The organism is Neoroseomonas alkaliterrae, assembly GCF_014199195.1.
Lineage (GTDB): Bacteria > Pseudomonadota > Alphaproteobacteria > Acetobacterales > Acetobacteraceae > Neoroseomonas > Neoroseomonas alkaliterrae.
This window is the reverse complement of record NZ_JACIJE010000002.1, coordinates 281,889-306,245: the sequence shown is the minus strand read 5'-3', so window position 1 is coordinate 306,245 and position 24,357 is coordinate 281,889. Positions and strand designations below refer to the sequence as shown.

The window sequence follows — 24,357 nt, the reverse complement described above, 5'->3', positions numbered from 1 at the left end:
GCCAAGCCGGGCTTCGGAACGGATCGGCGGAGGGGGCGGAGATCTCCGTGATCCTGGCGGCGCCGGGTTGGCGCGCCGCCGTGAAGCGGCCCGAGGCGCTGGCGCGCCGGGCCGCCGAGGCCGCCCTGCGCGAAGCGGGCGCGGCCGGCGCGATGACCGTGCTGCTGGCCGACGACGGGACGGTGAAGCGGCTGAACGGGCAGCATCGCGCCAAGGCCAAGCCGACCAACGTGCTCTCCTTCCCCGCCGCCATGCCGGGCCATCTGGGCGATGTCGCGCTCGCCCTCGGCGTGGTGCGGCGCGAGGCGCGCGAGGCGGGGCGCCACCCCGCGGCGCATCTCGCGCATCTGGTCGCGCATGGCGCGCTGCACCTCGCGGGGCACGACCACCTCGCCGCCGGGCAGGCGCGACGGATGGAGCGCGCCGAGGCCCGCGTGATGCGCCGCCTCGGCCTGCCCAACCCCTGGAAGGAGGGCCGCGCGGCCCAGCGCCAGCGGGGCGGGCCATGAGCGAGGACTCGTCCAGACCAGGGCTGTTCTGGAAGCTGCAGGCCCTGCTCCGCCGCAAGGAGGCGGAATCGGTCCGCGACCGCGTCGAGGAACTGATCGAGCGCGGCGAGGAGCCGCGCGAGCGCGCCACGCCCGACCCGCGCGACCTCGGCCCGCATGAGCGCGCGCTGCTGTCCAACGTGCTGCGCCTGCAGGGCACCACCGCCTATGACGTGATGCTGCCGCGCGCGGACATCGTCGCCATGGCCGATGACTGCACGCTCGATCAGGCGATCGCGCTGATCCAGAAGGAGGGCCACAGCCGCTACCCGGTCTATCGCGAGAGCCTCGACGACATCGTGGGCATGGTCCACATCAAGGACGTGTTCGCCGCGGTGGGGCGGCCGGGGCCCTTCGACCTCAAGGCCATCCTGCGCAAGCCGCTCTTCGTCGTGCCCTCGATCCCGGTGCTCGACCTGCTGCTGCAGATGCGCCAGGCGCGCATCCACATGGCCCTCGTGGTGGACGAATACGGCGGGATAGACGGGCTGATCACCATCGAGGACCTGGTGGAGACCATCGTCGGCGACATCGCCGACGAGCACGACGAGGACGCCAAACCCCACATCACCGAACGGCCGGACGGCACGCTCGAACTCGACGCGCGGACGCCGATCGCCGCCTTCGAGGCGCAGGTCGGTCCGGTCCTGACCGATGAGGAACGCGCCGCCGACATAGACACGGTGGGCGGGCTGGTCTTCACCCTCGCGGGGCGGGTGCCGGCGAAGGGGGAGCTCGTGTCCCACGCCTCGGGGCTGGAGTTCCGCATCCTCGATTCCGATGCGCGCCGCATCCGGCGCCTGCGCGTGCGGCGGCCGGGCGAGGCTGGCCAGCGCGCGGCGGCCGAGTAGGCGGGCTTGGCGGCCGGCCGGCGAAGCCTGGGCCGCAGGGGGGCGCCGCCCCCCTGGCCCCCCCGCCAAAGGCCGAAAGGCCTTTGGAAACCAATCCCCGTCACGGGGCTGCGTGGAAGCGCCGCCCCCCGTTCAGGTGTCCAGAGGCCTTTCGGCCTCTGGCGGGTGGGGTCCGGGGAGGGCGGCGCCCTCCCCGCCGCGCCCTCCCCCCTGTCCATGCCTGTCTTGGCCGACTAGGACCCTCTCCGCATGTGGAATCGCGTTCTCGGGCATCTCGCCGCCCGGCGGGGCTGGCGGCTGTGGGTCACAGCGGCGGGGCTGGGGGCGCTCGCGGCCCTCGCGCTGCCGCCTGTCCATGCCGTGCCTGTGCTGCTGCTGGCGGTGCCGGGCCTGCTCGCGATGGTCGGCGCGGCGCCGGGCTGGAAGCGCGCCTTCTGGATCGGCTTCGCCTGGGGGTGGGGGCATTTCGCGGCCGGGCTCTACTGGATCACCCACGCGATCCTGACCGAGGTCGAGCGCTTCTGGTGGCTGGTGCCCATCGCCGTGCCGGCGCTCGCCCTGCCGCTCGCGGTCTTCGCCGCCGGCCCGGCGGCCCTTGCCTGGAAGGCGCGGGAGGGCTGGCCGCGCGTGCTGGTCTTCGCCGGCGCCTGGGTGGGCTTCGAGCTGCTGCGCGGCGTGGTGCTCACGGGTTTCCCGTGGAACCTGATGGGCACGGTCTGGGCCTTCGGCGCGCTGCCCGTCCAGGCGGCGGCCTGGATCGGGGTGCATGGCCTGTCGCTGGCCACCGTGCTGGTCGCGGCGAGCCCGATGCTCGGACGGCGGGCGATGCTGGGCGCCGGGGCGGCCCTGGCGGGCTTCGCCGCCTTCGGCGCGGCGAGGCTCTGGCCGGCCGAGCCGCCGCCGCAGCCGGTGGGGCTGCTGATCGTGCAGGGCAACATCGCGCAGGAGCTGAAATGGCGCGAGGACCAGCGCGCGGCGATCCTGCACCGCTATGTCGAGGGCACGCGGGAGGCCGCACTGGCCGCCCTGCGCGAGCTGCCTGAGGGGCACCGCCTCGTGGTGATCTGGCCGGAATCGGCGGTGCCGTTCCTGCTCGCAGACGACCCGGCCGTGCGCAGCCTGGTCGCGGGGGCGCTGCCGCAGGGCGCGATGCTGCTCGCGGGGACGGTGCGGGCGGAGTTCGGGCCGGATGGCCGGGCGCGGCGGGTGTTCAACAGCCTGGTGGCGCTCGATGCGGCGGGGGAGGTGCGCGGCGTCGCGGACAAAGTGCATCTGGTGCCCTTCGGCGAATACATGCCGCTCTCCGGCCTCGTGCCGATCCGCCTTGTGCCGGGCGGGATGGATTTCACGCCGGGCACGGAACTGCAACCTATACGTGCAGATACCCTGCCGCCCTTCGGCGCGCTGATCTGCTATGAAGTCATATTTCCCGCAAAAGTTGTGCCGCCCGAGCGCCCCGCCTGGCTGGTGAATGTGACGAACGACGCATGGTTCGGCATCTCGGCGGGGCCCTGGCAGCACCTCGCGGCCGCGCGGCTGCGCGCGGTGGAGGAGGGGCTGCCCCTGGCGCGGGCGGCGCAGACCGGCATCTCGGCCGTGTTCGATGCCCGCGGACGCTTGGTTTCCCGCACGGGGCTCGGGGAGACGGCGGTGCTGCTCGCGCCCCTGCCGGCGGCGCGCGAGGCGACGGCCTTCGCGCATCTCGGTCTTTGGATCCCGGGGACGCTCTGCGGTGTGATATTCGCTCTTGGGTGGTGGCGCCGGCGACGGTAGGCTCGCGGAACGTTCAGTAAGGAAGCTCACGGCTCTTTGTTGTCGTCTCAAATATTGAGAATGTGAAAAAGAGTTGACGAATGGTGAAGAAGGGCCTATTCGTTTGACACGAGCCGGGGCAAGGTGCGCAGTCAGGGCGCGTCCGGAGGGTCAGATGTCTGGCGAAGCTGTGGAGGCGTTGATGCCGAACGACGATGGAATGGAGCGGGTCGAACGCGAGCACCGCGCGAGCCCGATCGACGTCCATGTCGGATCGCGTGTGCGGCTGCGCCGTACCCTCCTCGGCATGAGCCAGGAGAAGCTGGGCGAGGCGCTCGGCCTCACCTTCCAGCAGATCCAGAAGTATGAACGCGGCGTGAACCGCATCGGCGCGAGCCGTCTCTTCGACCTCGCCCGCGTGCTCGACGTGCCGATCGGCTTCTTCTTCGACGACATGTCGGCCGAGCTCGGCGGCAATGCCGTCACGCGCTCGCGCGGGGCCGCCTTCGGCTTCGCCGAGGGCCAGGAGGGTTTCGAGGACGACACGCTGCACCGGCGCGAGACGCTGGAACTCGTGCGCGCCTACTACCGGATCACCGACCCCTCCGTGCGCAAGCGCGTCTTCGACCTGATCAAGACGCTCTCGCCCTCCGAATAGCGCCGGGCCGCCGCACCCCGGCGGTCTCGCAGCGCGGTGCAATCGGCCGCGCCTCTCTTCAGTGCAGCAGCGCCTCCACCATCGCGCGGTCGGGCGTCGCGCCATCGCGCGCACGCAGCGCGCCCGCCGCCGAGGCGAATCGCATCGCGGCCTCGAGGTCCATGCCCTCGGCCATCGCCAGCGCATAGGCGCCGTGGAACACGTCCCCCGCGCCGGTGGTGTTGGTCGCCTCCACCGGGAAGGCGGGGGTGCGCCGCGGCTTCTCCATGCCGGGGGCGAGCCAGAGCACGCCCTTCTCGCCCTGCGTCACCGCCGCCACCTTCACGGGGCCCGAGGCGAGCGCGCGCCGCAGCCCCTCCTCCGGCGAGCAGCCAGGCGCGTAGTTGGCAAGGCCGGGGACCGAGAACACCGCATGGTCCACGCGCGGCACCAGGTCCACCAGGATGCGCGTCTCGCTGCGCTCCCCGTCGAGCACCACCGGCACGCCGGCCTCGCGCGCGGCGGCGGCGGCAGCGGCCACGCCCTCGGGCCAGCGGGGGTCGCAGCACAGCGCCCCGGCCTCGCGGATCCGCCCGAGCGGCAGCCATGAGGGGTCGGTCCCCAGGCCCGAGCCGCGGAAGGAGATGATGGTCCGCTCCCCCCTCGGGTCCACCAGCACCGCGCCCACCGGGGTGCGCCCGCCGGGCACGCGCCGCAGGCCCGAGACGTCCACGCCTTCGGCCTCCAGCGCCTCGGCGAGCGGCGCACCGTTCAGGTCGTCGCCGACGCGGCCCCAGAAGGCGGCGCGGCCGCCCAGGCGCACCACCGCGATCGCCGCATTGGCGGCCATGCCGCCGGCGCCGATGCTGTAGCCGCGCGCGGGGATCTTGGCCGGCGGCTGGGGTATGTCCTCGACCCGGAAGGTATGGTCCGCGACCACGTTGCCGAGGCAGATGACGAGAGGACGATCCGACATGATGCGCCGCAGGCTCCCACGAGCGGGGCCGCCGTGCCAGATCCCGCCCGCGATCGCCGCGCGCATCCTGCTGCTGCGCGAGGATGCGATGGTGCTCGACAAGCCGGCCGGGCTTGCCGTGCATCGCGGGCCGCGCGGCGGCGCCTCGCTCGAGGATTGGCTGGAGGCACTGCGCATGGGCAAGCGGCACCTGCCCCAGCCGGCGCACCGTCTCGATGCCGATACGGCGGGCTGCCTGGTGCTCGGCCGCACCAAGCCCGCGCTTGCCGCGCTCGGCGCCCTCTTCGCGCGCGGCGCGGCGGAGAAGACCTATTGGGCGGTGGTCCGCGGCGGGCCGGCCGGGGCGGAGGGAAGCATCGCCCTGCCCCTGCGCAAGCGCAGCAGCGCCGCGCAGGGCTGGCGGATGGAGGCGCATCCGGACGGGCAGGCGGCGCTGACGCGCTGGCTGCTGCGCGGCCGGGCGGAGGGGCTGGCCTGGCTGGAACTGCGGCCCGAGACCGGCCGCACGCACCAGTTGCGCGTGCATTGCGCGGCGATGGGCTGGCCGATCCTCGGCGATGCGCTCTATGGCGGCGGCGCGGAGGGCGGGCTGCACCTGCTGGCGCGCGCCATCGCGCTGCCGCTCGACCCGCTGCTGTCCGCGACCGCGCCGGTTCCGCCGCATATGCGCGCGGCGCTGATGGCCTGCGGCTGGGACGGCGCCTGATCGCGGCGGGCCCAGGCGCGCCTTGCGCCGGCCGGCCCCTGCGCGAAGGCCCGCGCCGATGCCCGGCGGAAGAGGCGCGGACGCGCGTCATGCCCGGCTCAAGGAGGCTCACCCGCCACCCTCCCGTCACCGCGCGGCCAACCCGCCAGCCCCACGCGCGATGCCGATGGCCGGACGGTCGTGCCTTCCGACCGCCCGGAACAGCCCGGCATCACGCCTTCGCCTGCGCCTCCGCGCGCGGCGGCTCGGCCGGGTGGTGGTCCTGCTCGCGGCTGATGACGAGCTTCTGGTGCGGATACGGGATCTCGATGCCGAGTTCGTCGAAGCGCCGCTTGATCCGGCGGTTCATCTCCCGCGCGACCGCCCAGCGCTGGATCGGGTCGGTCTTGAGGCGCACGCGGATCACCACGCCCGAATCGGCCAGCCGCTCGACGCCCAGGATGTCGAGGTCGTCGCGGATCACGGGGCGCCACTTCACGTCCTCGCGCATGCCCTGGGCGACCTCCTTCAGCACCTCGGTCACGCGGTCGGTGTCCTCGCCGTAGGCCACGCTCACGTCGAGCACGGCGAAGGCGAAGTCGCGCGTCATGTTGGTCACGGTGGTCACCGCGCTGAACGGGACGATGTGCAGGCTGCCGTCCTGCGCGCGCAGCTTGATGGAGCGGATCGAGAGCTGCTCCACCACGCCCGAGAGGCCACCCACCTGCACCACGTCGCCCACCGCGATCGCGTCCTCGAACAGCAGGAAGACGCCGGTGATGACGTCGCGCACCAGCGTCTGGGAGCCGAAGCCGATGGCGATGCCGACGACGCCGGCACCCGCGATCAGCGGCGCGACGTTCACCCCGATCTCGGTGAGGATCACGAAGGCGACGATGACGATGATGGTGATCATCAGCACCGTGCGCAGCATGGGCAGCAGGGTGCGCACCCGCGCGCTGCGCGCCGCCTTGGCATCGCGCGAGAGCTGCTGGAGGTGCCGCTCGATCGCCGCATTGGCCGCCTCCCACGCCGCCATCGCGACCAGCACGGTCAGGCCCATCGAGGCGAGCGAGCCGACCAGCCGGCTGCCGAGCTTGCCCTGCCCGAACCAGGAGAAGGCCTCGAGACCCCAGGCCTCGAGCAGCAGCAGCCCCGCGACCAGCGCGATGATCGCCGAGAAGATGCCCTTGAGCATCGGCAGGTAGCGGTTGGCGCGCGCCTCGAGCCCCGGATAGCGGCTCGCGAGCTCGGGCCGGATGCGGAAGGCGCGGGCGAGGCCGCGCCGCATCGCGAGGTCCGCCACCCAGGCCGCGAGCAGCACCAGCAGCGTGACCAGCGAGACGCGGATCAGCCGCCAGAAGCCGCCCTGCACCTCCAGCGCCCAGACGCCCCAGGCCGCGATCAGCCAGGCGATGGCGAGGATGTGCCAGACATCGGCCGCGCGGTCGCGCACCGCGCGCATGAAGCGCCGCGTCCCGTCCGGTCGCGCCCCTTCCTCGAGCGGCGGAGCGCGCAGCGCGTCCGAGACATGGGTGCGGTTCTGCAGGATGACGATGACGAGGAACAGCGTCACCAGCAGCAGCGAGACGCGCAGGATGGAATCGTAGGCGCTCCAGGGCAGGCCGAACTGCAGCCCGGCCTCGGCGGTGGCATAGGCGAAGACCAGCACCACGGTGATGCGGCGCAGCCAGACCGTGATGTAGGCCGCCGTCTCGTCGCCCACCGGCAGCAGCCGCAGCATCGGCGAGGCGGGCGAGAGCAGCATGCGCGAGGCCACCATCACCGCCCGCGAGGCCATGTAGGCGTTGTTGACCGTCAGCAGCACGACCTCGGTCGTGGGCAGCGGGCGCACCGCGCCGACGAGGCCGTAGGAGACGATGGCGAAGGCCGCGATCGGCAGCAGGTCGAGACCGAGGCGCGCGACGACCAGCGGCACGCGGCGCAGGCGGGAGAAGGCCTCGCCCTCCTCCGGCGCGCGGGCGTCGAGCGCATCGCGCGTGCGCGCCAGGGCGCGCGCTGTCGCCCATTCGGCGAGAAGGCCGAGGCCAAGCACCAGGACCAGTTTCCAGGCCGCATCCAGCACGCGGCGCTGGGTCACCGGATCCCGCGCCACGGACGACATCCAGCGCATGACCGAGGGCAGGTCCGCGATCGCCTGCACGGTGACGACGAGCTGCTCCGACAGGCCCGAGAGCCGCTGCGAGGCGCCCTGGAGAAGCTGCGCGCCGAGCGTGTTGGGGGCGAGGATCTCCGGCGCCGCGGGCTGGGCTGGCTGGGCCGGGGCCTGACCGTTCGCCGCCTGGGCGGGCGCGGGGCCGGCCGGCGCCGCTCCGGCCGCGGCGGGCGCGGAACCGGGCGCGGAACCGGCGGCGACGGGCGGCGCAGCAGGCCCGGCGGCGGAAGGGGGGGCTGCGGGCATAGGCCCTGCCGCCGCCGGCGGTGGCGTGGGGGGCGGCCCCGCGGCGGCGGGCGGGGGGCTCGGCGCAGGGCCTGCGGCGGCAGGCGGGGGCGTGGGGCCGGCTGCCGCCGGGGGAGGGACCGGGGCGGGGGCGGCGCGGGGCGGCGTCGGCCCGGCGGCGGCCGGCGGCGGGCTCGGCGCGCCGGGCGGTGGCGCGGGACCGGCCGCGGCGGGGGCCGGCGGCGCGGCCGGCACCGTGGCCGCGGCGGCGGCAAGGCCCTGGAGGGTTCGGATCAACTCCGCCCGGCTCGCCTCGTCCTGCAGCAGGCGGAGCAGGCGTTCGGCCTCGCCGGGCGGCAGGGCGGCGGCGGGCTGCGGGGCGCGGCCCGGCGCGGACGGCCCCGCCCCGGCGGTGGCCGGCACGGGGGCGGAGGGCGCCGTCTGCGCCGCCGGGAAGGCCAGCGGCAGCAGGAGAAGGCCACACAGGAACGTGAACAGGAGCCGGCGCGAGCGGATCATGCCGGCAGGGACCCCATCCGGCCGGGTCGGGTCAAGTCGCCCGCGCGGTTGCCGCCCCAGCCGTCCGGGTCCAGCATTGCGCCGCAACATGACCTCCTCCCCCTCCGTCTGGACCGTGATGCTGGCCCTGCTCGGCGTGCATCTCGCGGGCATGGGCGTCTTCCTCGCGGTGCCGGTGCTCGCCCCGGCGATCGCCGCCGAGGCCGGCATCCCCGCCGCGCTGGCCGGGGTGCATACGGCGCTGGTCTATGGCGGGGCCCTGGTCTCGGGGCCGCTCGCGGGGGCCTTCATCCGCCGCCTCGGGGGGATGCGGGTGCTGCAGCTGGGCCTCGTCTTCTGCGGGGTGGCGCTGGCGCTCTCGGTGGTGGCCCATCCGCTGGCGCTGGCGGTCTCGGCGCTGGCCTGCGGCCTCGGCCACGGGCCGGTGACGCCTGCGGGCAGCCACCTTCTCGCCCAGCGGGCGCCGGCCAACCGTCGGTCGCTGATCTTCAGCCTGAAGCAGTGCGGCGTGCCGGCCGGCGCGATGCTCATCGCGGCGGTGACGCCGCTGATCGCCGAGGCCTATGGCTGGCGGGCGGGGATCCTGGCGGTCGCGGCCTTCCTGGTGGCCTCCGCGCTGGCGCTGCAGCCGCTGCGCGCGGCGCTCGATGCCGACCGCGACCGCTCGGCGAGCCTCGCGCGGCTGCGCGCGGTCTGGGCCTCGGCGCTGGGCAGCCTCGCGATCCTGCGGCACCTGCCGGTGCTGCGGCGGCTGACCATCATGTCGGCGCTCTACGGCATCTCGCAGTTCTGCTTCTCCTCCTTCTTCGTGGTGTTCCAGGTCGAGGCGCTCGGCGTGCCGCTGACCGAGGCCGGGTTCCGCCTCGCGCTCGCGCAGGCTGCCGGCGTGGTCGGGCGCATCGTCTGGGGGCTGGTCGCGGACCGGGTGGGCGCGGCGCCGGTGCTCGCCGGCCTCGGCGTCGCGGCGGCCGCATCGGGCGCCGCGCTGCTGCTGGCCGGGCCGGGCTGGCCGGGGTTCCTGCTGACACTTGCGGGCATCGGCATGGGGGCGACGGCGATCGGCTGGAACGGGGTGTTCCTGGCCGAGACGGCGCGCCTCGCCCCCGCGGGACAGGTCGGGGCGACCACGGCGGCGGCGGGCTTCGTCTTCGGCGCCTGCATGCTGGTGGGGCCGCCGCTGTTCTCGGCGATGGTGCAGGCCTCGGGCGGCTATTCGCTCGGCTTCGCCTTCTGCGTGGCAACCGCCCTCATCGGCGCATTCCTGGCCCGCGCCGCCGGGGGTGTTGCAAAGCCGTGATTATGGGCTAGGTGCCCTCCATGACGACGGTTCTGACGGTCCTTGTGGCCATCGCCATGCTTGCCACGCTCGGCGTGGTGATCGCGGGCGTGCTCGGCATGTCGGGCGGCGAGGGCGGCTCGCGCCGCTCCAACGTGTTGATGCGCTGGCGAATCGGGCTGCAGTTCACCGCGGTCGCGCTCTTCGCCATCCTGATGATGCTGCTGCGCCAGTAGCGGGCGGGCGCGCTTGCCGCGCCCGGACCGCCCCCGTATTTTCCGCCACCTGCGCGCGGCCGGGCCGTGCGCCCAAGAGAGAAGGCACACGGTCGCGTCATGAAGGTTCTCGTCCCCGTCAAGCGGGTGGTGGACTACAACGTCAAGGTCCGCGTGAAGGCGGACGGCACCGGCGTCGAGACGGCCAACGTCAAGATGTCCATGAACCCCTTCGACGAGATCGCGGTCGAGGAAGCCGTGCGCCTGAAGGAGAAGGGCGTGGCGAGCGAGATCGTCGCCGTCTCCGCCGGCCCGTCGGCGGCGCAGGAGCAGATCCGCACCGCCCTCGCCATGGGTGCCGACCGCGGCATCCTCGTCGAGCATGACGGCGTGCTGGAGCCGCTCGCGGTCGCGAAGATCCTGAAGGCGATCGTCGCGAAGGAGGGGCCGCAGCTCGTCATCCTCGGCAAGCAGGCGATCGACGACGACATGAACGCCACCGGCCAGATGCTGGCCGCCCTCCTCGGCTGGGGCCAGGGCACCTTCGCCTCCAAGGTCGAGAAGGACGGCGAGAGCCTGAAGGTGACGCGCGAGGTGGATGGCGGGCTCGAGACCGTCTCGCTGAAGCTGCCGGCGATCGTGACCACCGACCTGCGCCTCAACGAGCCGCGCTACGCCTCCCTGCCCAACATCATGAAGGCGCGCAAGAAGCCGATCGAGACGGTCAAGCCCGCCGACCTCGGCGTGGACGTGACGCCGCGGCTGACGGTGCTGAAAGTGGAGGAGCCGCCGAAGCGCCAGGCCGGCAAGAAGGTGGCCTCCGTGCAGGAACTCGTCGAGAAGCTGCGCACCGAAGCGAAGGTGATCTGACCATGGCCGTTCTCGTTCTCGCCGACCACAAGGACGGCGCCGTCACCCAGCCGACGCGCTCCACCGTCGCCGCCGCCGGCAAGCTCGGCGAGGTGCATGTGCTGGTCGCCGGCGAAGGGGCTGCCGCCGCGGCCGCGGCGGCCGCGAAGCTGCCGGGGGTGGCCAAGGTGCTGACCGCCGAGGGCGGGCCCGTGCTCGCGGAGCCGCTGGCCGCGCTGCTGGTGGCGCTGGCGCCGGGCTATTCGCACCTGCTGGCGCCGGCCTCGGCGGCTGGCAAGAACGTGATGCCGCGCGCCGCCGCACTGCTCGACGTGCAGGTGATCTCCGACATCGCCGGCGTGGTGGATGCCGACACCTTCGTCCGCCCGATCTACGCGGGCAATGCGATGGCGACCGTGAAGTCGGCCGATGCGAAGAAGGTGATCACGGTGCGCGCCGCCTCCTTCGACCCCGTGCCTGCCGAGGGCGGTTCCGCGCCCGTCGAGGCCGCGCCGGCGGCGGCCGATCCGGGCCTGTCCACCTTCCTCGGCGCAGAGATCGTGAAGTCCGAGCGGCCCGAGCTGACGGCCGCGCGCATCGTCATCTCGGGCGGCCGCGCGATGGGCAGTGCGGAGAACTTCGCCATCATCGAGAAGGTGGCCGACAAGCTCGGCGCCGCCGTCGGCGCCTCCCGCGCCGCGGTGGATGCGGGCTACGCGCCGAACGACATGCAGGTGGGCCAGACCGGCAAGATCGTCGCCCCCGACCTCTACATCGCCGTCGGCATCTCGGGCGCGATCCAGCACCTCGCGGGCATGAAGGACAGCAAGGTCATCGTGGCCATCAACAAGGACGAGGAGGCGCCGATCTTCCAGGTCGCCGACTACGGCCTGGTGGCGGATTTGTTCAAGGCGGTGCCCGAACTGGAAGCCGAGCTGTCGAAGTAGGCTCGGGGGAGGAGAACCTCCCCCGAACCCCCTCCCTTCTTTGTCGTTTGGCACCGGCCGCCGCCGTCAGTCTCCAGGTTCCAAAGAAGGTTGAGGGGGGCGCGGGGGGAGAAGTTCCCTTCTCCCCCCGTTTTTCCTGTCTGGAGGATCGCATGGCTGAGATCGCGAAGGTTGGCGTCATCGGCGCCGGGCTCATGGGCAACGGCATCGCGCATGTCGCGGCCCTCTCGGGCCTACCCGTGGTGCTGATGGACGTGCAGCAGGCCGCGCTCGAGAAGGCGCTCGCCACCATCTCCGGCAACATGGACCGGCAGGTGAAGAAGGCCGTCATCACGGCCGAGGACAAGGCCGCCGCGCTCGCCCGCATCGCCACGACCACGACCAACGACGCCTTCGGCGACTGCGACATCGTGATCGAGGCCGCGACCGAGAACGAGGACATCAAGAGGAAGATCTACGCCGCGCTGACGCCGAAGCTGCGCGCGGATGCGATCCTCGCCTCCAACACCTCCTCCATTCCCATCACGCGGCTGGCGGCGGCGACCGACCGCCCGGCGCGCTTCATCGGCATGCACTTCTTCAACCCGGTGCCGATGATGAAACTGGTGGAGATCATCCGCGGCCTCGCCACCGATGACGCGACCGCCGCTTCGGTCGAGGCGCTGGCGAAGCGCCTGGGCAAGACCCCCGTGGCCGCCGGCGACTGGCCGGGCTTCGTGGTCAACCGCGTGCTCTGCCCGATGCTGAACGAGGCGATCCAGGCGCTGATGGAAGGCGTGGGCGACGTCCGCGCGATCGACGAGGGCATGAAGCTCGGCGCCAACCACCCGATGGGGCCGCTGGAACTGGCGGATTTCGTGGGCCTCGACACGCTGCTGAGCGTGATGAAGGTGCTGCACGAGGGGCTGGGGGATCCGAAGTACCGGCCCTCCCCGCTGCTCGCGAAGTATGTCGAGGCCGGCTGGCTCGGGCGGAAATCCGGGCGCGGGTTCTACGACTATTCGACGAACCCGCCGACGCCGACGCGCTGACGCCGAAGGGGGCTCCGCCCCCTTCACCCCCGCCAAAGGCCGAAAGGCCCTTGGAAACCAGCACCTTGGCGGCGGGCTCGGGGCGCGTCATGAATCGCGCCGTCGGAACGGAGCGCGCCAGCATGACACCCATCACCCCACCTGCCCGCGTCGCCTTCATCGGCATGGGTGTCATGGGCGCCGCCATGGCGGCCAACATCATGAAGGCCGGCTTCGCGCTGACCGTGTCCACGCGCAGCAAGGCGAAGGCCGAGCCGCTGCTCGCCGCCGGCGCGGAATGGGCGCCGACCGCGCAGGACGCCGCCGATGGCGCGGCCTGCGTGTGCCTCTGCGTGCCCGACACGCCGGATGTCGAGCAGGTCCTGTTCGGCGAGGAAGGCGTGATCCACGGCGCCGCACCGGGAACGGTGGTGATCGACTTCTCCACCATCGCCGCCGCATCCGCCGCCGAGTTCGCGCGCCGGGCGGCCGAGCGCGGCGTGATCCTGCTCGACAGCCCGGTCTCCGGCGGGCCGCAGGGCGCGATCGACGGAACACTCACCTGCATGGTGGGCGGCAGCGATGCCGGCTTCTCCGCCGCGCGCGCGGTGTTCGACGCGGTGGGCAGGACCATCACGCTGCTCGGCCCGGCGGGCTCGGGGCAGATCTGCAAGTCGGGCAACCAGCTCATCATCGTCGCGGCCATGATGGCCGCGGCCGAGGCACTGACCATGGGACGCAAGGCGGGCCTCGACCCGGCGCTGATGCGCCAGGCGCTGCTCGGCGGCTCGGCGCGCTCCTTCGTGCTCGAGAACCATGCGAAGCGGATGCTCGAGCGCAACTTCAAGCCGGGCTTCCGCGCGGAGCTGATGCGCAAGGACATGCGCCTTGCCCTCGGCGCGGTGCGCGAGCAGGGCGTCTTCGCCCCCGCCACCGCGCTCGCCGCGCAGATGATGGAGGCGCTGGTCAATTCCGGCCGCGGGGGCGAGGACTGCGCGAGCCTCGGCGCGCTGGTGGCCGAGCTGTCGGGCGTGAAGGACTGACGCATGGCCGGGCCGTCGGCGCTGCGCGCGCGGCTGCACCACCTCTACTACAGCACCGCGCCGGATGCGCGCGCCTGGCGCTATGGCGTGCTCGCCTTCGACCTCGCGACGGTGCTGTTCGTCATCACCAGCTCCTTCCTGCCGCGCGGGCCAGTGATCGGCGTCATCGACGTGACGATCGGCATCGTCGCGCTGACCGAGTTCATCGCCCGAATCACGAGCAGCCGAAGGCCGGGGCGGGAGGCGCTGCGCCTCGCCTCGCTCGCGGATGTCGTGGCCATCGCCTCCTTCCTCGCGCCGCTGGCGGGGGAGGGTTTCGGCTTCCTGCGCATCTTCCGCACGCTGCGGCTGATCCATTCCTACCGGATGCTCGCGACGCTGCGCGACGATTTCGGCTTCTTCCGCCGCCACGAGGACGTGTTCCTCGCGGCCACGCATCTGGTCGTCTTCCTCTTCGTTATGTCGGCGCTGGTCTACGAGACGCAGCACCGCGGCAACGACCAGATCAACCACTACGCGGATGCGCTCTATTTCACCGTCACCGCGCTGACCACGACGGGCTTCGGGGACATCACGCTCGAGGGCACGACGGGGCGGATGATCTCGGTCATGATCATGATCGCGGGGGTCACACTGTTCCTCCGCCTCGCGCATTCGCTGTTCAGGCCGCGCAAGGTGCGCTTTCCCTGCCCCGCCTGCGGGCTGCAGCGCCACGACCCGGATGCCGTGCACTGCAAGGCCTGCGGCACGCTGCTCAACATCCCCGACGAGGGGCGGGACTGATCAGCGCCAGACCATCAGGTCGTTCTCGCCTTCCTGCACCGTCTCGCCCTTCTGGTTGCGCAGCAGGAAGGCGAGGGTGACGATGCCGCGGTCCGGCTTGCGGGTCGGCCGCTTCGAGGCGACCCGCACCTCCGCGGCGATCCGGTCGCCGACGAGGATCGGGCCCGAGAACTTCCACCGCCAGCCGAGCGAGACGATCGCCGCGAAGCGCGTCTCCGCCCGGTTCTTCAGCCCGTCGCAGAGCGCGAGGCCGAGCAGCCCATGCGCGACGCGCCCCGGATAGCCGAGGGCGCGCGCGTAGTCGTCGTCCATGTGGATCTCGTAGAAATCGCCGGTCAGGCCTGCGAAGCCGAGGATGTGGCCCTCGGTCACGGTGATGCCCGGCGTTTCGAAGACGAGGCCCGGCTCGATCGCGTCGAAGCGCAGCGCGCCCATCAGAAGCGCGGCATCAGCATGCCGCCGTCGATCGGGAAGGAGTGCCCGGTCGAATAGGGCATGGCGCCGGAGGCGAGCGTGGCGATGGCGCGGCCGATGTCCTCCGCCTCCCCCCAGCGCTTGATCAGCGCGAGGCCGGCCTCGAGTTGCGCGCCGTAGCTGTCCCAGACGTTGCGCGTCATCTCGGTGCGGATGACGCCGGGCTGGATGTCGTAGGTGTTGATGCCGTGATCGGCGAGGCGGAAGGCGAAGAGCCGCGCGATCATCGTCACCCCGGCCTTGGAGACGCAGTATTCCGCCCGGTTCAGCGAGGCCATGACGCTGTTCACCGAGGAGACGAAGCACATCGAGCGGTGCCCGCGCGCGGGTGCGCCCGGCGCGATCATGCGCTTCGCCACCGCCTGGGAGAGGAAGAAGGTCCCGCGCGCATTCACGTCGAGCAGCCGGTCCCAGGATTCGGGCGTCGTCTCCAGCATGTCCTGGCGCACCGCCACCTGCACGCCCGCCACATTGGCCAGGCATTCGAGGCCGCCGAAGGCGCTCCAGGCGCGGTCCAGCAGCGCCGCATGCGCCGCGACATCGGCGATGTCGGCCTTGACGAAGACGAAGTCCCGACCCGCGGCCTCCACGCCCGCGCGGGTTTCCGCCGCGCCCTCCTCGCTGATGTCGGCGCCGACGATGTCGAAGCCCTTCCCGGCCAGCGCGACGCAGGCCGCGCGCCCGATGCCGCGCCGCGCGCCGGTGACGAGTGCCGCGGGCCTCACCGGAACTGTTCCCTCGCCATGATCCTTCCCCCCGGGGTCTGGTTGGTGCCGGCCTGGGCCGGCGTGTTCCCGGCGGGACGGCGGAGCCGCTCCGCCGGCGCTCCGGAACCGTAGCCCGATCCGCGACGGGCCGGAACCGGAGCGGGAACGCGCGGGGGCGGCGCAGCGGGCGTCCTGCGCCGCTCCCCGGCCGGGCGGCCATGGGCACGCGCCGGGAACGCGGCGCCCATGGCCGAGGTGGCGGCGCGCGGCCCGTGCCGGGATCGCGGGGCCGCTGCCGGATGGGGCCGTCCCTTCGGACCATCATGCGGCCTGGCGAGGGTCAGGGGGCATCGCCCCGGCGTTGCCTGATGCCGCGCATCCGCCTAAACCCGCGACCCTCGGGCGCATTCCGCATGTGCCCCTCAAGGCATTTTTCAGGACGCCCCCATGGCAAAGATGCAAGCCAACCAGATGCGTGCCGGCATGGTCATCGAGTTCGAAGGCCAGCGTTACACCATCCTCAAGCAGAACATCATGATCCCGGGCAAGGGTGCCGCGGTCATCCAGGTCGAGATGCGCAACGTGAAGACCGGCGCCAAGAAGGACCAGCGCTGGCGCACCGCCGACACGGTCGAGCGCCTGACCACCGAGGACAAGGAGTTCACCTTCTCCTACGCCGACGGCGACAACCTGGTGCTGATGGACCCCGAGACCTTCGAGCAGACCGTGGTGCCCAAGGACATCCTCGGCGACCGCCTGCCCTTCCTGCAGGAGAACATGACGGTCAACGTCAAGCTCATCGAGGGCGAGCCCGTCTCGATGGACCTGCCCGAGACGGTGACGCTCGAGGTGGTCGAGGCCGATCCGGTGGTGAAGGGCCAGACCGCTTCCTCCTCCTACAAGCCGGCCGTGCTGTCGAACGGCGTGAAGGTGATGGTCCCGCCCTTCATCACGGCGGGGGAGAAGATCGTCGTGAAGACCGCCGACGGGACCTATTACGAACGCGCGAAATAGGCGTCCCTCGGCCTCGGTCCCCGGCGCGGCCCTGGCTTTCGCGCCCTCGCGGCAGCCGAGCCCCGGCGCCGCCCGCGGCCCTTCCTGGCCCGGCGCCCCCGTTCCCGCGGGTCCGGGGGCACGCACGCCCCCGGCGGGGGTTCCAGGGGGCTGGCCCCCTGGCCCTGCCTCCGCTACCCCTCCCCCCCGCTCTTTCTCATCCTTCGCCCCAGGACCGTATTGTCATGCCCCCCGTCTCCCCGCGCCTGTCGCCTGCGATGCAGGTCGTCGTCACCGCCGTGCGCAAGGCGGGCCGCCGGCTGCTGCGGGATTTCGGGGAGGTCGAGCAGCTCCAGGTCAGCGTGAAGGGCCCTTCCGACTTCGTCTCCACCGCCGACCTGCGGGCCGAGCAGACGCTGAAGGAGGAACTCTCCAAGGCCCGGCCGAACTTCGCCTTCCTGATGGAGGAATCCGGCGCCTCGGGCGATGACGGCTGGGAATGGCGCTGGGTGGTGGATCCGCTCGACGGCACCACCAATTTCCTGCACGGCATTCCGCACTGGGCCGTCTCGGTCGGCATCGAGAAGCGCCTGGACGCGGAACGCACCGAACTGGTGGCCGGCGTCATCTACAACCCGGCCTCGGACGACCTGTTCTGGGCGGAGAAGGGCGTGGGCGCGTTCCTCAACGACCGGCGGCTGCGCGTCTCGGCGCGGCGGGAGATGCGGGAGGCGGTCTTCGCCACCGGCATCCCCTTCGGCGGCGTCCCGCGCAAGGCGGAGTTCAGCGCCATCCTGCACCGGATCATGCCGCAGGTGGCCGGCGTGCGGCGCTTCGGCTCGGCCGCGCTCGACCTCGCCTGGGTCGCGGCGGGGCGGTACGACGGGTTCTGGGAACTCGGCCTCAACAAGTGGGACATCGCTGCGGGCCTCGTGATGGTGCGCGAGGCGGGCGGCTTCGTGACCGACCCCGAGGGCGGCGACCCCTACGCCTCGGGCCATGTCGTCGCCGGCAACCAGGCGCTGCAGCCCCGGCTGCGCGAGGTGGTGGCGGACGGCATCGCCGCGGTGAAGGCGCGGACGGGCGGATGAGGGGCGCGGGCGGCCTCGCGCGGCGGGCGGTGCTGGCCGGGCTGGTGCTCGCCCGGCCGGCGCGCGGCCAGGACGCGCCGGCAGACCCGCCCCTGCCCGACCCTGCCCCGGCGCCGCCCGCGCCGCCGCGCCTCGCCCCCGAAGGTGCGCCCGTGGCGCCCTCCCTGCCCGAAGCGGGGCCGCCCGCCCCGCCGGGGATGGAGGCGCTGCCCTCGGGCGCGGTGCGGCTGCGGCTGGCCTCGGAGCGGCTCGACCCGGCGGTGGAGCAGGCGCTGCGCGCCCTCGGCGCCCGCCTCGCGGCGCTGCCGGCCGGGCGCGTGACGGTGGAGGCGCAGGTGGCGGGGCCTGCGGATGACGTCTCGACGGCGCGGCGGGCCTCGCTCGCGCGCGCGCAGGCGGTCAAGGCGGCTCTGGTCGCCGGAGGGCTGGACGCGACTCGGATCGATCTGCGCCCGTTGGGTCGGCTCGCCGCCGGGGCGGATCTCGTGGACGTGCTGCCCCCCGGTGTCGCGAGCGCGAATGGCGGGGCGCGGGGCCGATGACGCAGCCGATGGTCTATCTGTGGCGGATGCTGGGGTTCCTGGCGGCGGTCGTGCTGGTCGCCACCCTGCTGTTCGAGCAGCTCCGCCACGCCTTCGCGGCCAACCCGGTGCTGAATTCCGTGATCGTCGCGGTGCTCGGCTTCGGCATCGTGTGGAACCTCCGGCAGGTGCTCTCCCTGCGGCACGAGGTGGCGTGGCTCGAAGGGTTCCGCGCGGTGCGCGGCTCGGAGGCGCCGGTGCAGCCGCGGCTGCTCGCGCCCATGGCCTCGATGCTCGCGGCGCGGCGGAGCGAGCGCGTCTCGCTCTCGGCCATCGCGATGCGCTCGGTGATGGACGGCATCCTCTCGCGCCTCGACGAATCGCGCGAATTGTCGCGCTACATGACCGGGCTGCTGATCTTCCTCGGCCTGCTCGGCACCTTCTGGGGGCTGCTGCTGACCATCTCCTCGGTCGCCGAGGTGATCGCGGGCATGTCGGTCGGCTCGGGGGACGTGAACCAGCTCTTCAACCAGCTCAAGACCGGGCTCGCGCGGCCGCTCGAGGGCATGGGGACCGCCTTCTCGACCTCCATGCTCGGCCTCGCCGGCGCGCTGGTGCTGGGGTTCATGGACCTCACCGCGGGCCAGGCCCAGAACCGCTTCACCAACGAGCTGGAGGAATGGCTCGCCGGGCTGACGCGCCTGTCCTCCGGCGTGGCCGGGCAGGACGGGGACGGCTCGATCCCCGCCTATGTGAACGCGCTGCTCGAGCAGACGGCGGAGAACCTCGAAGGGCTGCAGAACATCCTGCAGCGCGGCGAGGAAGGCCGCGCGGCGACATCCCAGGCGATGATGACGCTGACCGAGCGCCTGACCGTCCTGACGGAACAGATGCGCGCGAACAACCAGGTGATGGTGCGCGTCGCCGAGGGGCAGTCCACCATCACCCTCGCCCTCGCGAAGCTCGCCGACGCGCAGAATGCGGGCGCGATCGACGAGGCGACGCGCAGCCACATCCGCAACCTCGAGATCTACCTCGCGCGCCTGGTCGAGGAAGTGGCCCAGGGCCGCACCCAGGCGACCAACGAGATCCGCAACGAGATCAAGATCCTGACCCGCACCATCGCGGCGATCGCCGAGGAGCAGCCGCGGTGACGGCGCGGATGGGCTCCGGCGTGCCGCGGGAGGGCGCTGCCCTCCCGCACCCACCCGCCAGAGGCCGAAAGGCCTCTGGACACCGGTTTTCATCGGGGCTTCCGGGGAGGGGGCTCGACAGGAGCCCCAATCGCCAGGCTCGCTTCATGCCCCCTCCCCGGAATCCCCGACCGAGTTCTGGGTTCCAAGGGCCTTTCGGCCCTTGGCGGGGGGTCCAGGGGGGCGGCGCCCCCCTGGCGTCACCCCTGGGCGCCTGAGTCACCATGGCAGGCGCGTCGGATCGGCGGCGGGGACGGAACGGGCTCGATGCCTGGCCGGGCTACGTGGATGCGCTGTCCACGCTGCTCATGGTCATCATCTTCGTACTGCTGGTCTTCGTGCTGGCGCAGGGCTTCCTCTCGGTCGCGCTTTCCTCGCGCGACCGGGCGCTGGAGAGGCTGAACCGGCAGGTCTCGGAACTGGCGGAGCTGCTGGCGCTGGAGCGCGGCCAGGCCGAGGAGCTGCGCTCGGGCCTCGCGCGCGCCACGGCGGAACTCGCGACGGCGGCGGCGGCGCGCGATGCGGCGCTGCGCTCGCTCGGGCTGCTGCGCGAGGAGCGCGACAGGCTGGCCGCGGAGCGCGATTTCGCCCGCAGCGAGCAGGAGCGGCTGGCGGCGCGGCTCTCCGACCTCGGCGTGGCGGGGCGGGGCGCGGCGGACCGTGTGGCGACGCTGGAGCGGCAACTGGCCGAGGCGCTGGCGCGCGCCGAGGCGATCGGCAGCGACGTGGCGCGCACCACGCGCGACCTGACGGACACGCGGCGCGGCCTGCAGCAGACCGAGGCGCAGCGCGCGGCGCTGGAGCGCCAGGCGCAGCAGACGGCGGCGGAGCTCGCGGCCGCGCGGGCGGAACTCGAACGCCTCCGCGCGGAGGCCGCCGCGCTGAACCGCCAGGTCGCGGTGGATCGCGAGACGATCGAGGCGCGGCTGGCCGATCTCGCCCGGCTGAACCAGCAGGTGCAGGCGCTGACGGCGCTGCGCGACGAGCTCGAGCGGCAGGCGCAGGCCGCGCTGGCGCGGGCGGGCGAGGAGGAGCGCGCCCGCCGCGGCGCCGAGCAGGCGGCCGCCGAGGCCGAGCGCGCGCGACGCAGCGCCGAGCAGGCGGCCGCCGAGGCCCGGGCCCGTGCGGGCGCCTCCGAGGCCGAGGCGCGCGCCGCCGCCCAGCGCGCGGGCGCGGCCGAGGCGGCGCGCCGCGATGCGGAGGCCGCGATGCGCGAGGCGGTCTCGCGCGCCGCCGCCGCCGAGCAGGCGCGCCAGCGCGCCGAGGACATCGCGCGCCAGGCCGCGACCGTGCAGGCCGCGGCCGAGCGCGCGCGCGAGCAGGCCGAGCGCGAGGCCGCGCAACGCATCGCCGCCGCCGAGCGCGCCCGCGCCGAGGCCGACGCGCTGCGCGCCGAGGCCGCGGGCCGCGCCGGCGCGGCCGAGGCGCAGGCGGCCGAGCAGACGCGCCTCGCCGACAGCGCGCGCGCCCAGGTCGCGCTGCTGACGCGACAGGTCGAGGCGCTGCGCGCGGAGATCGCGCGCCTCGTCACGGCGCTCGAGATGGAGGAGGCGGCGGGGCGGGATCGCGACGCGCAGATCAGCCTGCTCGGCCAGCGGCTGAACGCGGCGTTGGCCGCACGTGTCGAGGAGCTGCAGCGCTACCGCTCGAACTTCTTCGGCCGGCTGCGCGAGGTGCTGGGCGAGCGGCCGGAGGTGCGCATCGTCGGCGACCGTTTCGTCTTCCAGGGCGAGGTGTTGTTCGCCCCCGCCCAGGCGGAGCTGAGCGAGGAGGGACGGCGGCAAGTGCGCGACCTCGCGCGCGTGCTGCTCGAGATCGCGCCGCAGATCCCGCCCGACATCGGCTGGGTGCTGCGGGTGGACGGGCATGCCGACCGCACGCCGATCCGCTCGGCGCGCTTCGCGAGCAACTGGGAACTGGCGGCGGCGCGCGCCATCGCGGTGGCGCAGCTGCTGATCGCCGAGGGGCTGCCGGCGAACCGCGTGGCGGCGACGAGCTTCGGCGACACCCAGCCGATAGACACCGGGGATGGCCCGGCCGCGCTCGCGCGCAACCGGCGGATCGAGCTGCGGCTGACGGATCGCTGAGCGCGGGCGGGATGCGCGCGAGGCGCCCCCGAGCGAGGCGCCAACGCCGCGCTAGCGCCGCCGGCGCAGCAGCAGATGCACCGCCCCCGTATTCGCGCTGTGCGGATGCGCGGCGCCGAGGATGATGCGCCGCAGATCCGGCGCGTTCAGCCAATGCGGCAGTTCCCGCCGCAGCACGCCGCCCTCGGCCGAGGAGCCGCGGCCGGTGATCACCGCCACGCAGCGCAGGCCATCGGCATAGGCGTCGGCGAGGAAGGCCTGCACCGCCGCATGCGCCTCCTGCGCGCGGCGCCCGTGCAGGTCGAGCGTGCGCTCGGGGCGGATGCGCCCGCGCCGCAGGTCGCGCCAGCGCCGGTCATCGAGGCCCGGCGGCGGCGCGTTCACCGCGATCTCGGGCAGCGTCCAGCGCAGCGGCGGCGGCGCGGGGCGAGGCGCGGACACCGCCGCGACGAAAGTCACCGCCGGGGGCGCCTCGGGCTCGGGCGGCAGTTCGCGGCCCGGCAGGGGCACGACCTCCTTCGCATAGGCGCGCCACAGGGCGCGGTCCGCCTCGCTCAGGCCACGCGGGCGGCGGCGCGTCATGCGGCGGGCAGCACCGCCGGGTCGTCGTCCAGCAGGATGATGTGCAGCCGGCGCGGGCCATGCGCGCCGAGTTCGAGCGTCTGCTCGATGTCCGCGCTGCGCGAGGGGCCGGTCACCAGCATCACGTTGCGCGGCATGAAGCCGCCGGTGACGGGGTCGCGCCGTTCCGCGCGCAGCAGGTCCCAGGCTTCCTCGTAGGCGCCGACGATGCGCGAGGCGCGCAGCACGACGATGCCGGTATCGGCCAGGATGTTCAGCGTGGTCGGCCGCGCGGCATCCGAGGGCAGCATCAACGTCCCGGTCTCGGCGATGGCCGCGAAGCCGTGCTGCACCGCGACGGCGTCGCTGGGCTGCGCGCGGCGCGCCTCGAATTCCAGCATCGGGCGCGATGACCAGGGCAGGCCCGTGAGTTCGGGATGCGGCGCGAGGGCGAAGCGCGAGGGCAGGTTCTGCGCCGCCAGGTAGTCGGCGACCGCGGCGGGCACATCCTGCGCGCCGGGAACGCGCGCGACGGTGCCGAACTCCTTCTCCACGTTGCGGATGAAGAGTGCCACCTGCTCCGCGCGCGGCAGGCGCGATCGGGCGGGGATGAGGTGGCGCGGATGCGTCGCGAGGCGGCCCTCGATCATGGCGCGCTGGTCCGCCGGCAGGGGCCCGCGCCTGAGGCCGCGGCGGATGGCGGAGAGGATGGCGTCCCTGCTCATCACCGCCCCCGCTGCATCCGCGCGTAGCGCGCCATGAAGGTGCCGCCCTCCGGCACCGGCAGGTCGCGCCCGGCCGTCCAGCCGCCGGCCAGCGGCAGCGAGCGGAAGGCGCCCTTGCCACGGCCGAGCAGCCGCAGCGCTCCCACCGCCGCGCGGGTCGCGAGGCGATACATCCCCGGCCGCTTCGCGAACCACGCCCAGAGGCCGAGATTGCGGCGCGCCGCGGCGGGTGTCAGGTGCCGCTCGAACTCGCGTTCCCGCCAATGGCGCATCATCTTCGGCAGCGGGATCTTCATCGGGCAGACGCTCTCGCACTTGCCGCAGAAGGTCGAGGCGTTGGGCAGGTGCCCAGCCTTGTCCACGCCGACGAGGGATGGCGTCAGCACCGAGCCCATCGGCCCGGGATAGACCCAGCCATAGGCATGGCCGCCGGTCACGCCATAGACGGGGCAATGGTTCATGCAGGCGGCGCAGCGGATGCAGCGCAGCATCTCCTGGAACTCGGTGCCGATCATGTTCGACCGGCCGTTGTCGATCAGCACGACGTGGTATTCCTCCGGCCCGTCGAGATCGCCCGGCCGGCGCCCCCCGGTGGAGAAGGTCGTGTAGACGGAGAAATCCTGCCCCGTGGCCGAGCGCGCGAGCAGGCGCAGCAGCGTGCAGGCATCCTCGAGCGTCGGCACCACCTTCTCGATGGACGCGAGCGCGATGTGCACGCGCGGCAGCGTCTGCGTCAGGTCGCCATTGCCCTCGTTCGTCACGATCACCGAGGAGCCGGTCTCCGCGATCAGGAAATTCGCTCCGGTGATGCCGACATCGGCGGCGAGGAAACGCTCGCGCAGCTTGGTGCGGGCCTCGGCGAGGATGTCGCGGCGCTCGTGGAACACGCGATCCGCCGGCAGGTCGGTGTGCATCCGACGGAAATCCGCCTCCCAGTCCTCGCGGTTGAGGTGGAAGGCGGGGGCGATGATGTGGGACGGGTGCTCGCCGCGGAGCTGGATGATGTATTCGCCGAGGTCGGTCTCGACCGGCGTGATGCCGTGGCGTTCGAGATGGTCGTTGAGGGCGATCTCCTCCGAGATCATGGACTTGCCCTTGGTGACGGTGCGCGCGCCCGCCTTCCGGCAGATCTCGAGCACCGCCGCGCGCGCCTCCTCGGCCGTCGAGCACCAGTGCACCGTGCCGCCCGCGCGTTCCACATTGGCGGCGTAGATCTCGAGATAGACATCGAGATTGGCCAGGGTGTGGTTCTTGATGTCGCGCCCGATCTCGCGCAGCGCCTCGAACTCCGGCAGCCGCGCCACCGCCTCGGCGCGGCGTTGCAGGAACGCGCCCTTGGCCTTGCCCAGCGCCTTCTGCAGCCCGGCATCACCGAGTGCGCGCGCGGCGTTGCGCTTGAAGGCGGGAGAGGTGATCTGGACCAAGGCAGCCTCGCATCCGGTGGCCGAAGGATGGAGGTGATGTAGCGCGAAACGCCGCCGCACGAGAGGGGCCGCGCGCGCCGCCGCCGCGG

24 protein-coding genes are annotated in these 24,357 nt (G+C 73.1%); 17 read left to right on the top strand and 7 right to left on the bottom strand.

The features are described from left to right. Window positions 1-47 precede the first annotated feature (47 nt). The 4 genes from ybeY to FHS88_RS04840 all read left to right on the top strand — a co-directional run bounded on the left by ybeY (window position 48) and on the right by FHS88_RS04840 (window position 3,809). Window positions 48-509, top strand: a complete 462-nt coding sequence (gene ybeY / locus FHS88_RS04855) for an rRNA maturation RNase YbeY (RefSeq protein WP_408902329.1) — start codon at window positions 48-50, stop codon at window positions 507-509. Further along, entirely contained in the window at window positions 506-1,399 is an 894-nt protein-coding gene (locus tag FHS88_RS04850) for a hemolysin family protein (protein WP_184481868.1), read from the top strand. Before ybeY ends, FHS88_RS04850 begins: the two co-directional genes overlap by 4 nt. 249 nt (window positions 1,400-1,648) lie before the next feature. Continuing rightward, on the top strand, window positions 1,649-3,172 hold the full coding sequence (gene lnt, locus FHS88_RS04845) for an apolipoprotein N-acyltransferase (protein ID WP_184481867.1): 1,524 nt from the start codon (window positions 1,649-1,651) through the stop codon (window positions 3,170-3,172). Between the two features lie 181 nt (window positions 3,173-3,353). Continuing rightward, window positions 3,354-3,809, top strand: a complete 456-nt coding sequence (locus FHS88_RS04840; protein ID WP_184481865.1) for a helix-turn-helix domain-containing protein — start codon at window positions 3,354-3,356, stop codon at window positions 3,807-3,809. A gap of 58 nt (window positions 3,810-3,867) precedes the next feature. Here the strand turns inward: FHS88_RS04840 and FHS88_RS04835 are convergent, their stop codons facing one another. Further along, entirely contained in the window at window positions 3,868-4,764 is an 897-nt protein-coding gene (locus FHS88_RS04835; RefSeq protein ID WP_184481863.1) for a PfkB family carbohydrate kinase, read from the bottom strand. Between the two features lies 1 nt (window position 4,765). On the opposite strand from FHS88_RS04835, the gene FHS88_RS04830 reads away from it, so the two are divergent. Next, complete coding sequence (locus FHS88_RS04830) at window positions 4,766-5,470, top strand: pseudouridine synthase (RefSeq protein WP_184481861.1); 705 nt, start codon at window positions 4,766-4,768, stop codon at window positions 5,468-5,470. A 211-nt stretch (window positions 5,471-5,681) separates the two neighbouring features. Here the strand turns inward: FHS88_RS04830 and FHS88_RS04825 are convergent, their stop codons facing one another. Then, entirely contained in the window at window positions 5,682-7,871 is a 2,190-nt protein-coding gene (locus FHS88_RS04825; RefSeq protein WP_184481859.1) for a mechanosensitive ion channel family protein, read from the bottom strand. Window positions 7,872-8,457: 586 nt separating this feature from the next. On the opposite strand from FHS88_RS04825, the gene FHS88_RS04820 reads away from it, so the two are divergent. The 7 genes from FHS88_RS04820 to FHS88_RS04790 all read left to right on the top strand — a co-directional run bounded on the left by FHS88_RS04820 (window position 8,458) and on the right by FHS88_RS04790 (window position 14,492). Continuing rightward, window positions 8,458-9,666, top strand: a complete 1,209-nt coding sequence (locus FHS88_RS04820) for an MFS transporter (RefSeq protein ID WP_184481857.1) — start codon at window positions 8,458-8,460, stop codon at window positions 9,664-9,666. 20 nt (window positions 9,667-9,686) lie between these two features. Then, window positions 9,687-9,881, top strand: coding sequence for a twin transmembrane helix small protein (locus tag FHS88_RS04815; protein ID WP_184481856.1), 195 nt, complete (start codon window positions 9,687-9,689; stop codon window positions 9,879-9,881). A gap of 99 nt (window positions 9,882-9,980) precedes the next feature. Next, window positions 9,981-10,730 carry an electron transfer flavoprotein subunit beta/FixA family protein gene (locus tag FHS88_RS04810; RefSeq protein ID WP_184481854.1) on the top strand — a complete coding sequence of 250 codons (750 nt, stop codon included), beginning with the start codon at window positions 9,981-9,983 and terminating at the stop codon, window positions 10,728-10,730. 2 nt (window positions 10,731-10,732) lie between these two features. Next, window positions 10,733-11,656 carry an electron transfer flavoprotein subunit alpha/FixB family protein gene (locus FHS88_RS04805; RefSeq protein ID WP_184481852.1) on the top strand — a complete coding sequence of 308 codons (924 nt, stop codon included), beginning with the start codon at window positions 10,733-10,735 and terminating at the stop codon, window positions 11,654-11,656. A 152-nt stretch (window positions 11,657-11,808) separates the two neighbouring features. Next, window positions 11,809-12,687 (top strand): 3-hydroxybutyryl-CoA dehydrogenase, encoded by an 879-nt coding sequence (locus tag FHS88_RS04800; protein ID WP_184481850.1) that lies wholly within the window; start codon window positions 11,809-11,811, stop codon window positions 12,685-12,687. A 122-nt stretch (window positions 12,688-12,809) separates the two neighbouring features. Next, window positions 12,810-13,709 carry an NAD(P)-dependent oxidoreductase gene (locus FHS88_RS04795; protein ID WP_184481848.1) on the top strand — a complete coding sequence of 300 codons (900 nt, stop codon included), beginning with the start codon at window positions 12,810-12,812 and terminating at the stop codon, window positions 13,707-13,709. Window positions 13,710-13,712: 3 nt separating this feature from the next. Further along, on the top strand, window positions 13,713-14,492 hold the full coding sequence (locus tag FHS88_RS04790) for a potassium channel family protein (protein WP_184481846.1): 780 nt from the start codon (window positions 13,713-13,715) through the stop codon (window positions 14,490-14,492). On the opposite strand, the gene FHS88_RS04785 is transcribed toward FHS88_RS04790, so the two are convergent. Both FHS88_RS04785 and FHS88_RS04780 read right to left on the bottom strand, forming a co-directional pair. Beyond that, the gene (locus FHS88_RS04785) at window positions 14,493-14,927 is read right to left on the bottom strand and encodes a MaoC family dehydratase (RefSeq protein WP_184481844.1); all 435 of its coding nucleotides are present in this window, start codon (window positions 14,925-14,927) and stop codon (window positions 14,493-14,495) included. It abuts the gene before it with no gap. Beyond that, window positions 14,927-15,691: a 3-ketoacyl-ACP reductase gene (locus tag FHS88_RS04780; protein WP_184481842.1), complete on the bottom strand. Its 765-nt coding sequence runs from the start codon at window positions 15,689-15,691 to the stop codon at window positions 14,927-14,929. Before FHS88_RS04780 ends, FHS88_RS04785 begins: the two co-directional genes overlap by 1 nt. A 429-nt stretch (window positions 15,692-16,120) precedes the next feature. On the opposite strand from FHS88_RS04780, the gene efp reads away from it, so the two are divergent. From efp to FHS88_RS04755, 5 genes are all read left to right on the top strand, one after another. Then, complete coding sequence (efp, locus tag FHS88_RS04775; protein WP_184481840.1) at window positions 16,121-16,687, top strand: elongation factor P; 567 nt, start codon at window positions 16,121-16,123, stop codon at window positions 16,685-16,687. Between the two features lie 224 nt (window positions 16,688-16,911). Further along, entirely contained in the window at window positions 16,912-17,757 is an 846-nt protein-coding gene (locus tag FHS88_RS04770; protein ID WP_246419449.1) for an inositol monophosphatase family protein, read from the top strand. Then, window positions 17,754-18,299 (top strand): OmpA family protein, encoded by a 546-nt coding sequence (locus FHS88_RS04765; RefSeq protein WP_184481838.1) that lies wholly within the window; start codon window positions 17,754-17,756, stop codon window positions 18,297-18,299. Before FHS88_RS04770 ends, FHS88_RS04765 begins: the two co-directional genes overlap by 4 nt. Beyond that, window positions 18,296-19,432 carry a flagellar motor protein MotA gene (locus FHS88_RS04760; RefSeq protein ID WP_184481836.1) on the top strand — a complete coding sequence of 379 codons (1,137 nt, stop codon included), beginning with the start codon at window positions 18,296-18,298 and terminating at the stop codon, window positions 19,430-19,432. Before FHS88_RS04765 ends, FHS88_RS04760 begins: the two co-directional genes overlap by 4 nt. Window positions 19,433-19,695: 263 nt before the next feature. After that, entirely contained in the window at window positions 19,696-21,558 is a 1,863-nt protein-coding gene (locus tag FHS88_RS04755) for a peptidoglycan -binding protein (protein WP_184481834.1), read from the top strand. Window positions 21,559-21,609: 51 nt separating this feature from the next. On the opposite strand, the gene FHS88_RS04750 is transcribed toward FHS88_RS04755, so the two are convergent. The 3 genes from FHS88_RS04750 to FHS88_RS04740 are packed head-to-tail and all read right to left on the bottom strand — an operon-like array spanning window position 21,610 to window position 24,268. Further along, complete coding sequence (locus FHS88_RS04750; protein ID WP_184481832.1) at window positions 21,610-22,140, bottom strand: Smr/MutS family protein; 531 nt, start codon at window positions 22,138-22,140, stop codon at window positions 21,610-21,612. Next, complete coding sequence (locus tag FHS88_RS04745) at window positions 22,137-22,844, bottom strand: LutC/YkgG family protein (protein WP_184481829.1); 708 nt, start codon at window positions 22,842-22,844, stop codon at window positions 22,137-22,139. The genes FHS88_RS04750 and FHS88_RS04745 overlap by 4 nt, the downstream gene beginning before the upstream one ends. Next, the gene (locus FHS88_RS04740) at window positions 22,844-24,268 is read right to left on the bottom strand and encodes a LutB/LldF family L-lactate oxidation iron-sulfur protein (RefSeq protein ID WP_246419447.1); all 1,425 of its coding nucleotides are present in this window, start codon (window positions 24,266-24,268) and stop codon (window positions 22,844-22,846) included. The genes FHS88_RS04745 and FHS88_RS04740 overlap by 1 nt, the downstream gene beginning before the upstream one ends. Window positions 24,269-24,357: the final 89 nt, after the last annotated feature.

Excerpts from the sequence above, each read along its gene's own strand:
- FHS88_RS04755 (WP_184481834.1), top strand. The coding sequence starts at position 19,696 with ATGGCAGGCGCGTCGGATCGGCGGCGGGGACGGAACGGGCTCGATGCC.
- FHS88_RS04785 (WP_184481844.1), bottom strand. The coding sequence starts at position 14,927 with ATGGGCGCGCTGCGCTTCGACGCGATCGAGCCGGGCCTCGTCTTCGAA.
- FHS88_RS04825 (WP_184481859.1), bottom strand. The coding sequence starts at position 7,871 with ATGCCCGCAGCCCCCCCTTCCGCCGCCGGGCCTGCTGCGCCGCCCGTC.
- FHS88_RS04840 (WP_184481865.1), top strand. The coding sequence starts at position 3,354 with ATGCCGAACGACGATGGAATGGAGCGGGTCGAACGCGAGCACCGCGCG.
- FHS88_RS04745 (WP_184481829.1), bottom strand. The coding sequence starts at position 22,844 with ATGAGCAGGGACGCCATCCTCTCCGCCATCCGCCGCGGCCTCAGGCGC.
- FHS88_RS04770 (WP_246419449.1), top strand. The coding sequence starts at position 16,912 with ATGCCCCCCGTCTCCCCGCGCCTGTCGCCTGCGATGCAGGTCGTCGTC.
- FHS88_RS04805 (WP_184481852.1), top strand. The coding sequence starts at position 10,733 with ATGGCCGTTCTCGTTCTCGCCGACCACAAGGACGGCGCCGTCACCCAG.
- FHS88_RS04795 (WP_184481848.1), top strand. The coding sequence starts at position 12,810 with ATGACACCCATCACCCCACCTGCCCGCGTCGCCTTCATCGGCATGGGT.
- FHS88_RS04835 (WP_184481863.1), bottom strand. The coding sequence starts at position 4,764 with ATGTCGGATCGTCCTCTCGTCATCTGCCTCGGCAACGTGGTCGCGGAC.
- FHS88_RS04750 (WP_184481832.1), bottom strand. The coding sequence starts at position 22,140 with ATGACGCGCCGCCGCCCGCGTGGCCTGAGCGAGGCGGACCGCGCCCTG.
- efp (WP_184481840.1), top strand. The coding sequence starts at position 16,121 with ATGGCAAAGATGCAAGCCAACCAGATGCGTGCCGGCATGGTCATCGAG.
- FHS88_RS04760 (WP_184481836.1), top strand. The coding sequence starts at position 18,296 with ATGACGCAGCCGATGGTCTATCTGTGGCGGATGCTGGGGTTCCTGGCG.
- FHS88_RS04810 (WP_184481854.1), top strand. The coding sequence starts at position 9,981 with ATGAAGGTTCTCGTCCCCGTCAAGCGGGTGGTGGACTACAACGTCAAG.
- lnt (WP_184481867.1), top strand. The coding sequence starts at position 1,649 with ATGTGGAATCGCGTTCTCGGGCATCTCGCCGCCCGGCGGGGCTGGCGG.
- FHS88_RS04790 (WP_184481846.1), top strand. The coding sequence starts at position 13,713 with ATGGCCGGGCCGTCGGCGCTGCGCGCGCGGCTGCACCACCTCTACTAC.
- FHS88_RS04820 (WP_184481857.1), top strand. The coding sequence starts at position 8,458 with ATGACCTCCTCCCCCTCCGTCTGGACCGTGATGCTGGCCCTGCTCGGC.
- FHS88_RS04815 (WP_184481856.1), top strand. The coding sequence starts at position 9,687 with ATGACGACGGTTCTGACGGTCCTTGTGGCCATCGCCATGCTTGCCACG.
- FHS88_RS04830 (WP_184481861.1), top strand. The coding sequence starts at position 4,766 with ATGCGCCGCAGGCTCCCACGAGCGGGGCCGCCGTGCCAGATCCCGCCC.
- FHS88_RS04800 (WP_184481850.1), top strand. The coding sequence starts at position 11,809 with ATGGCTGAGATCGCGAAGGTTGGCGTCATCGGCGCCGGGCTCATGGGC.
- FHS88_RS04850 (WP_184481868.1), top strand. The coding sequence starts at position 506 with ATGAGCGAGGACTCGTCCAGACCAGGGCTGTTCTGGAAGCTGCAGGCC.
- FHS88_RS04765 (WP_184481838.1), top strand. The coding sequence starts at position 17,754 with ATGAGGGGCGCGGGCGGCCTCGCGCGGCGGGCGGTGCTGGCCGGGCTG.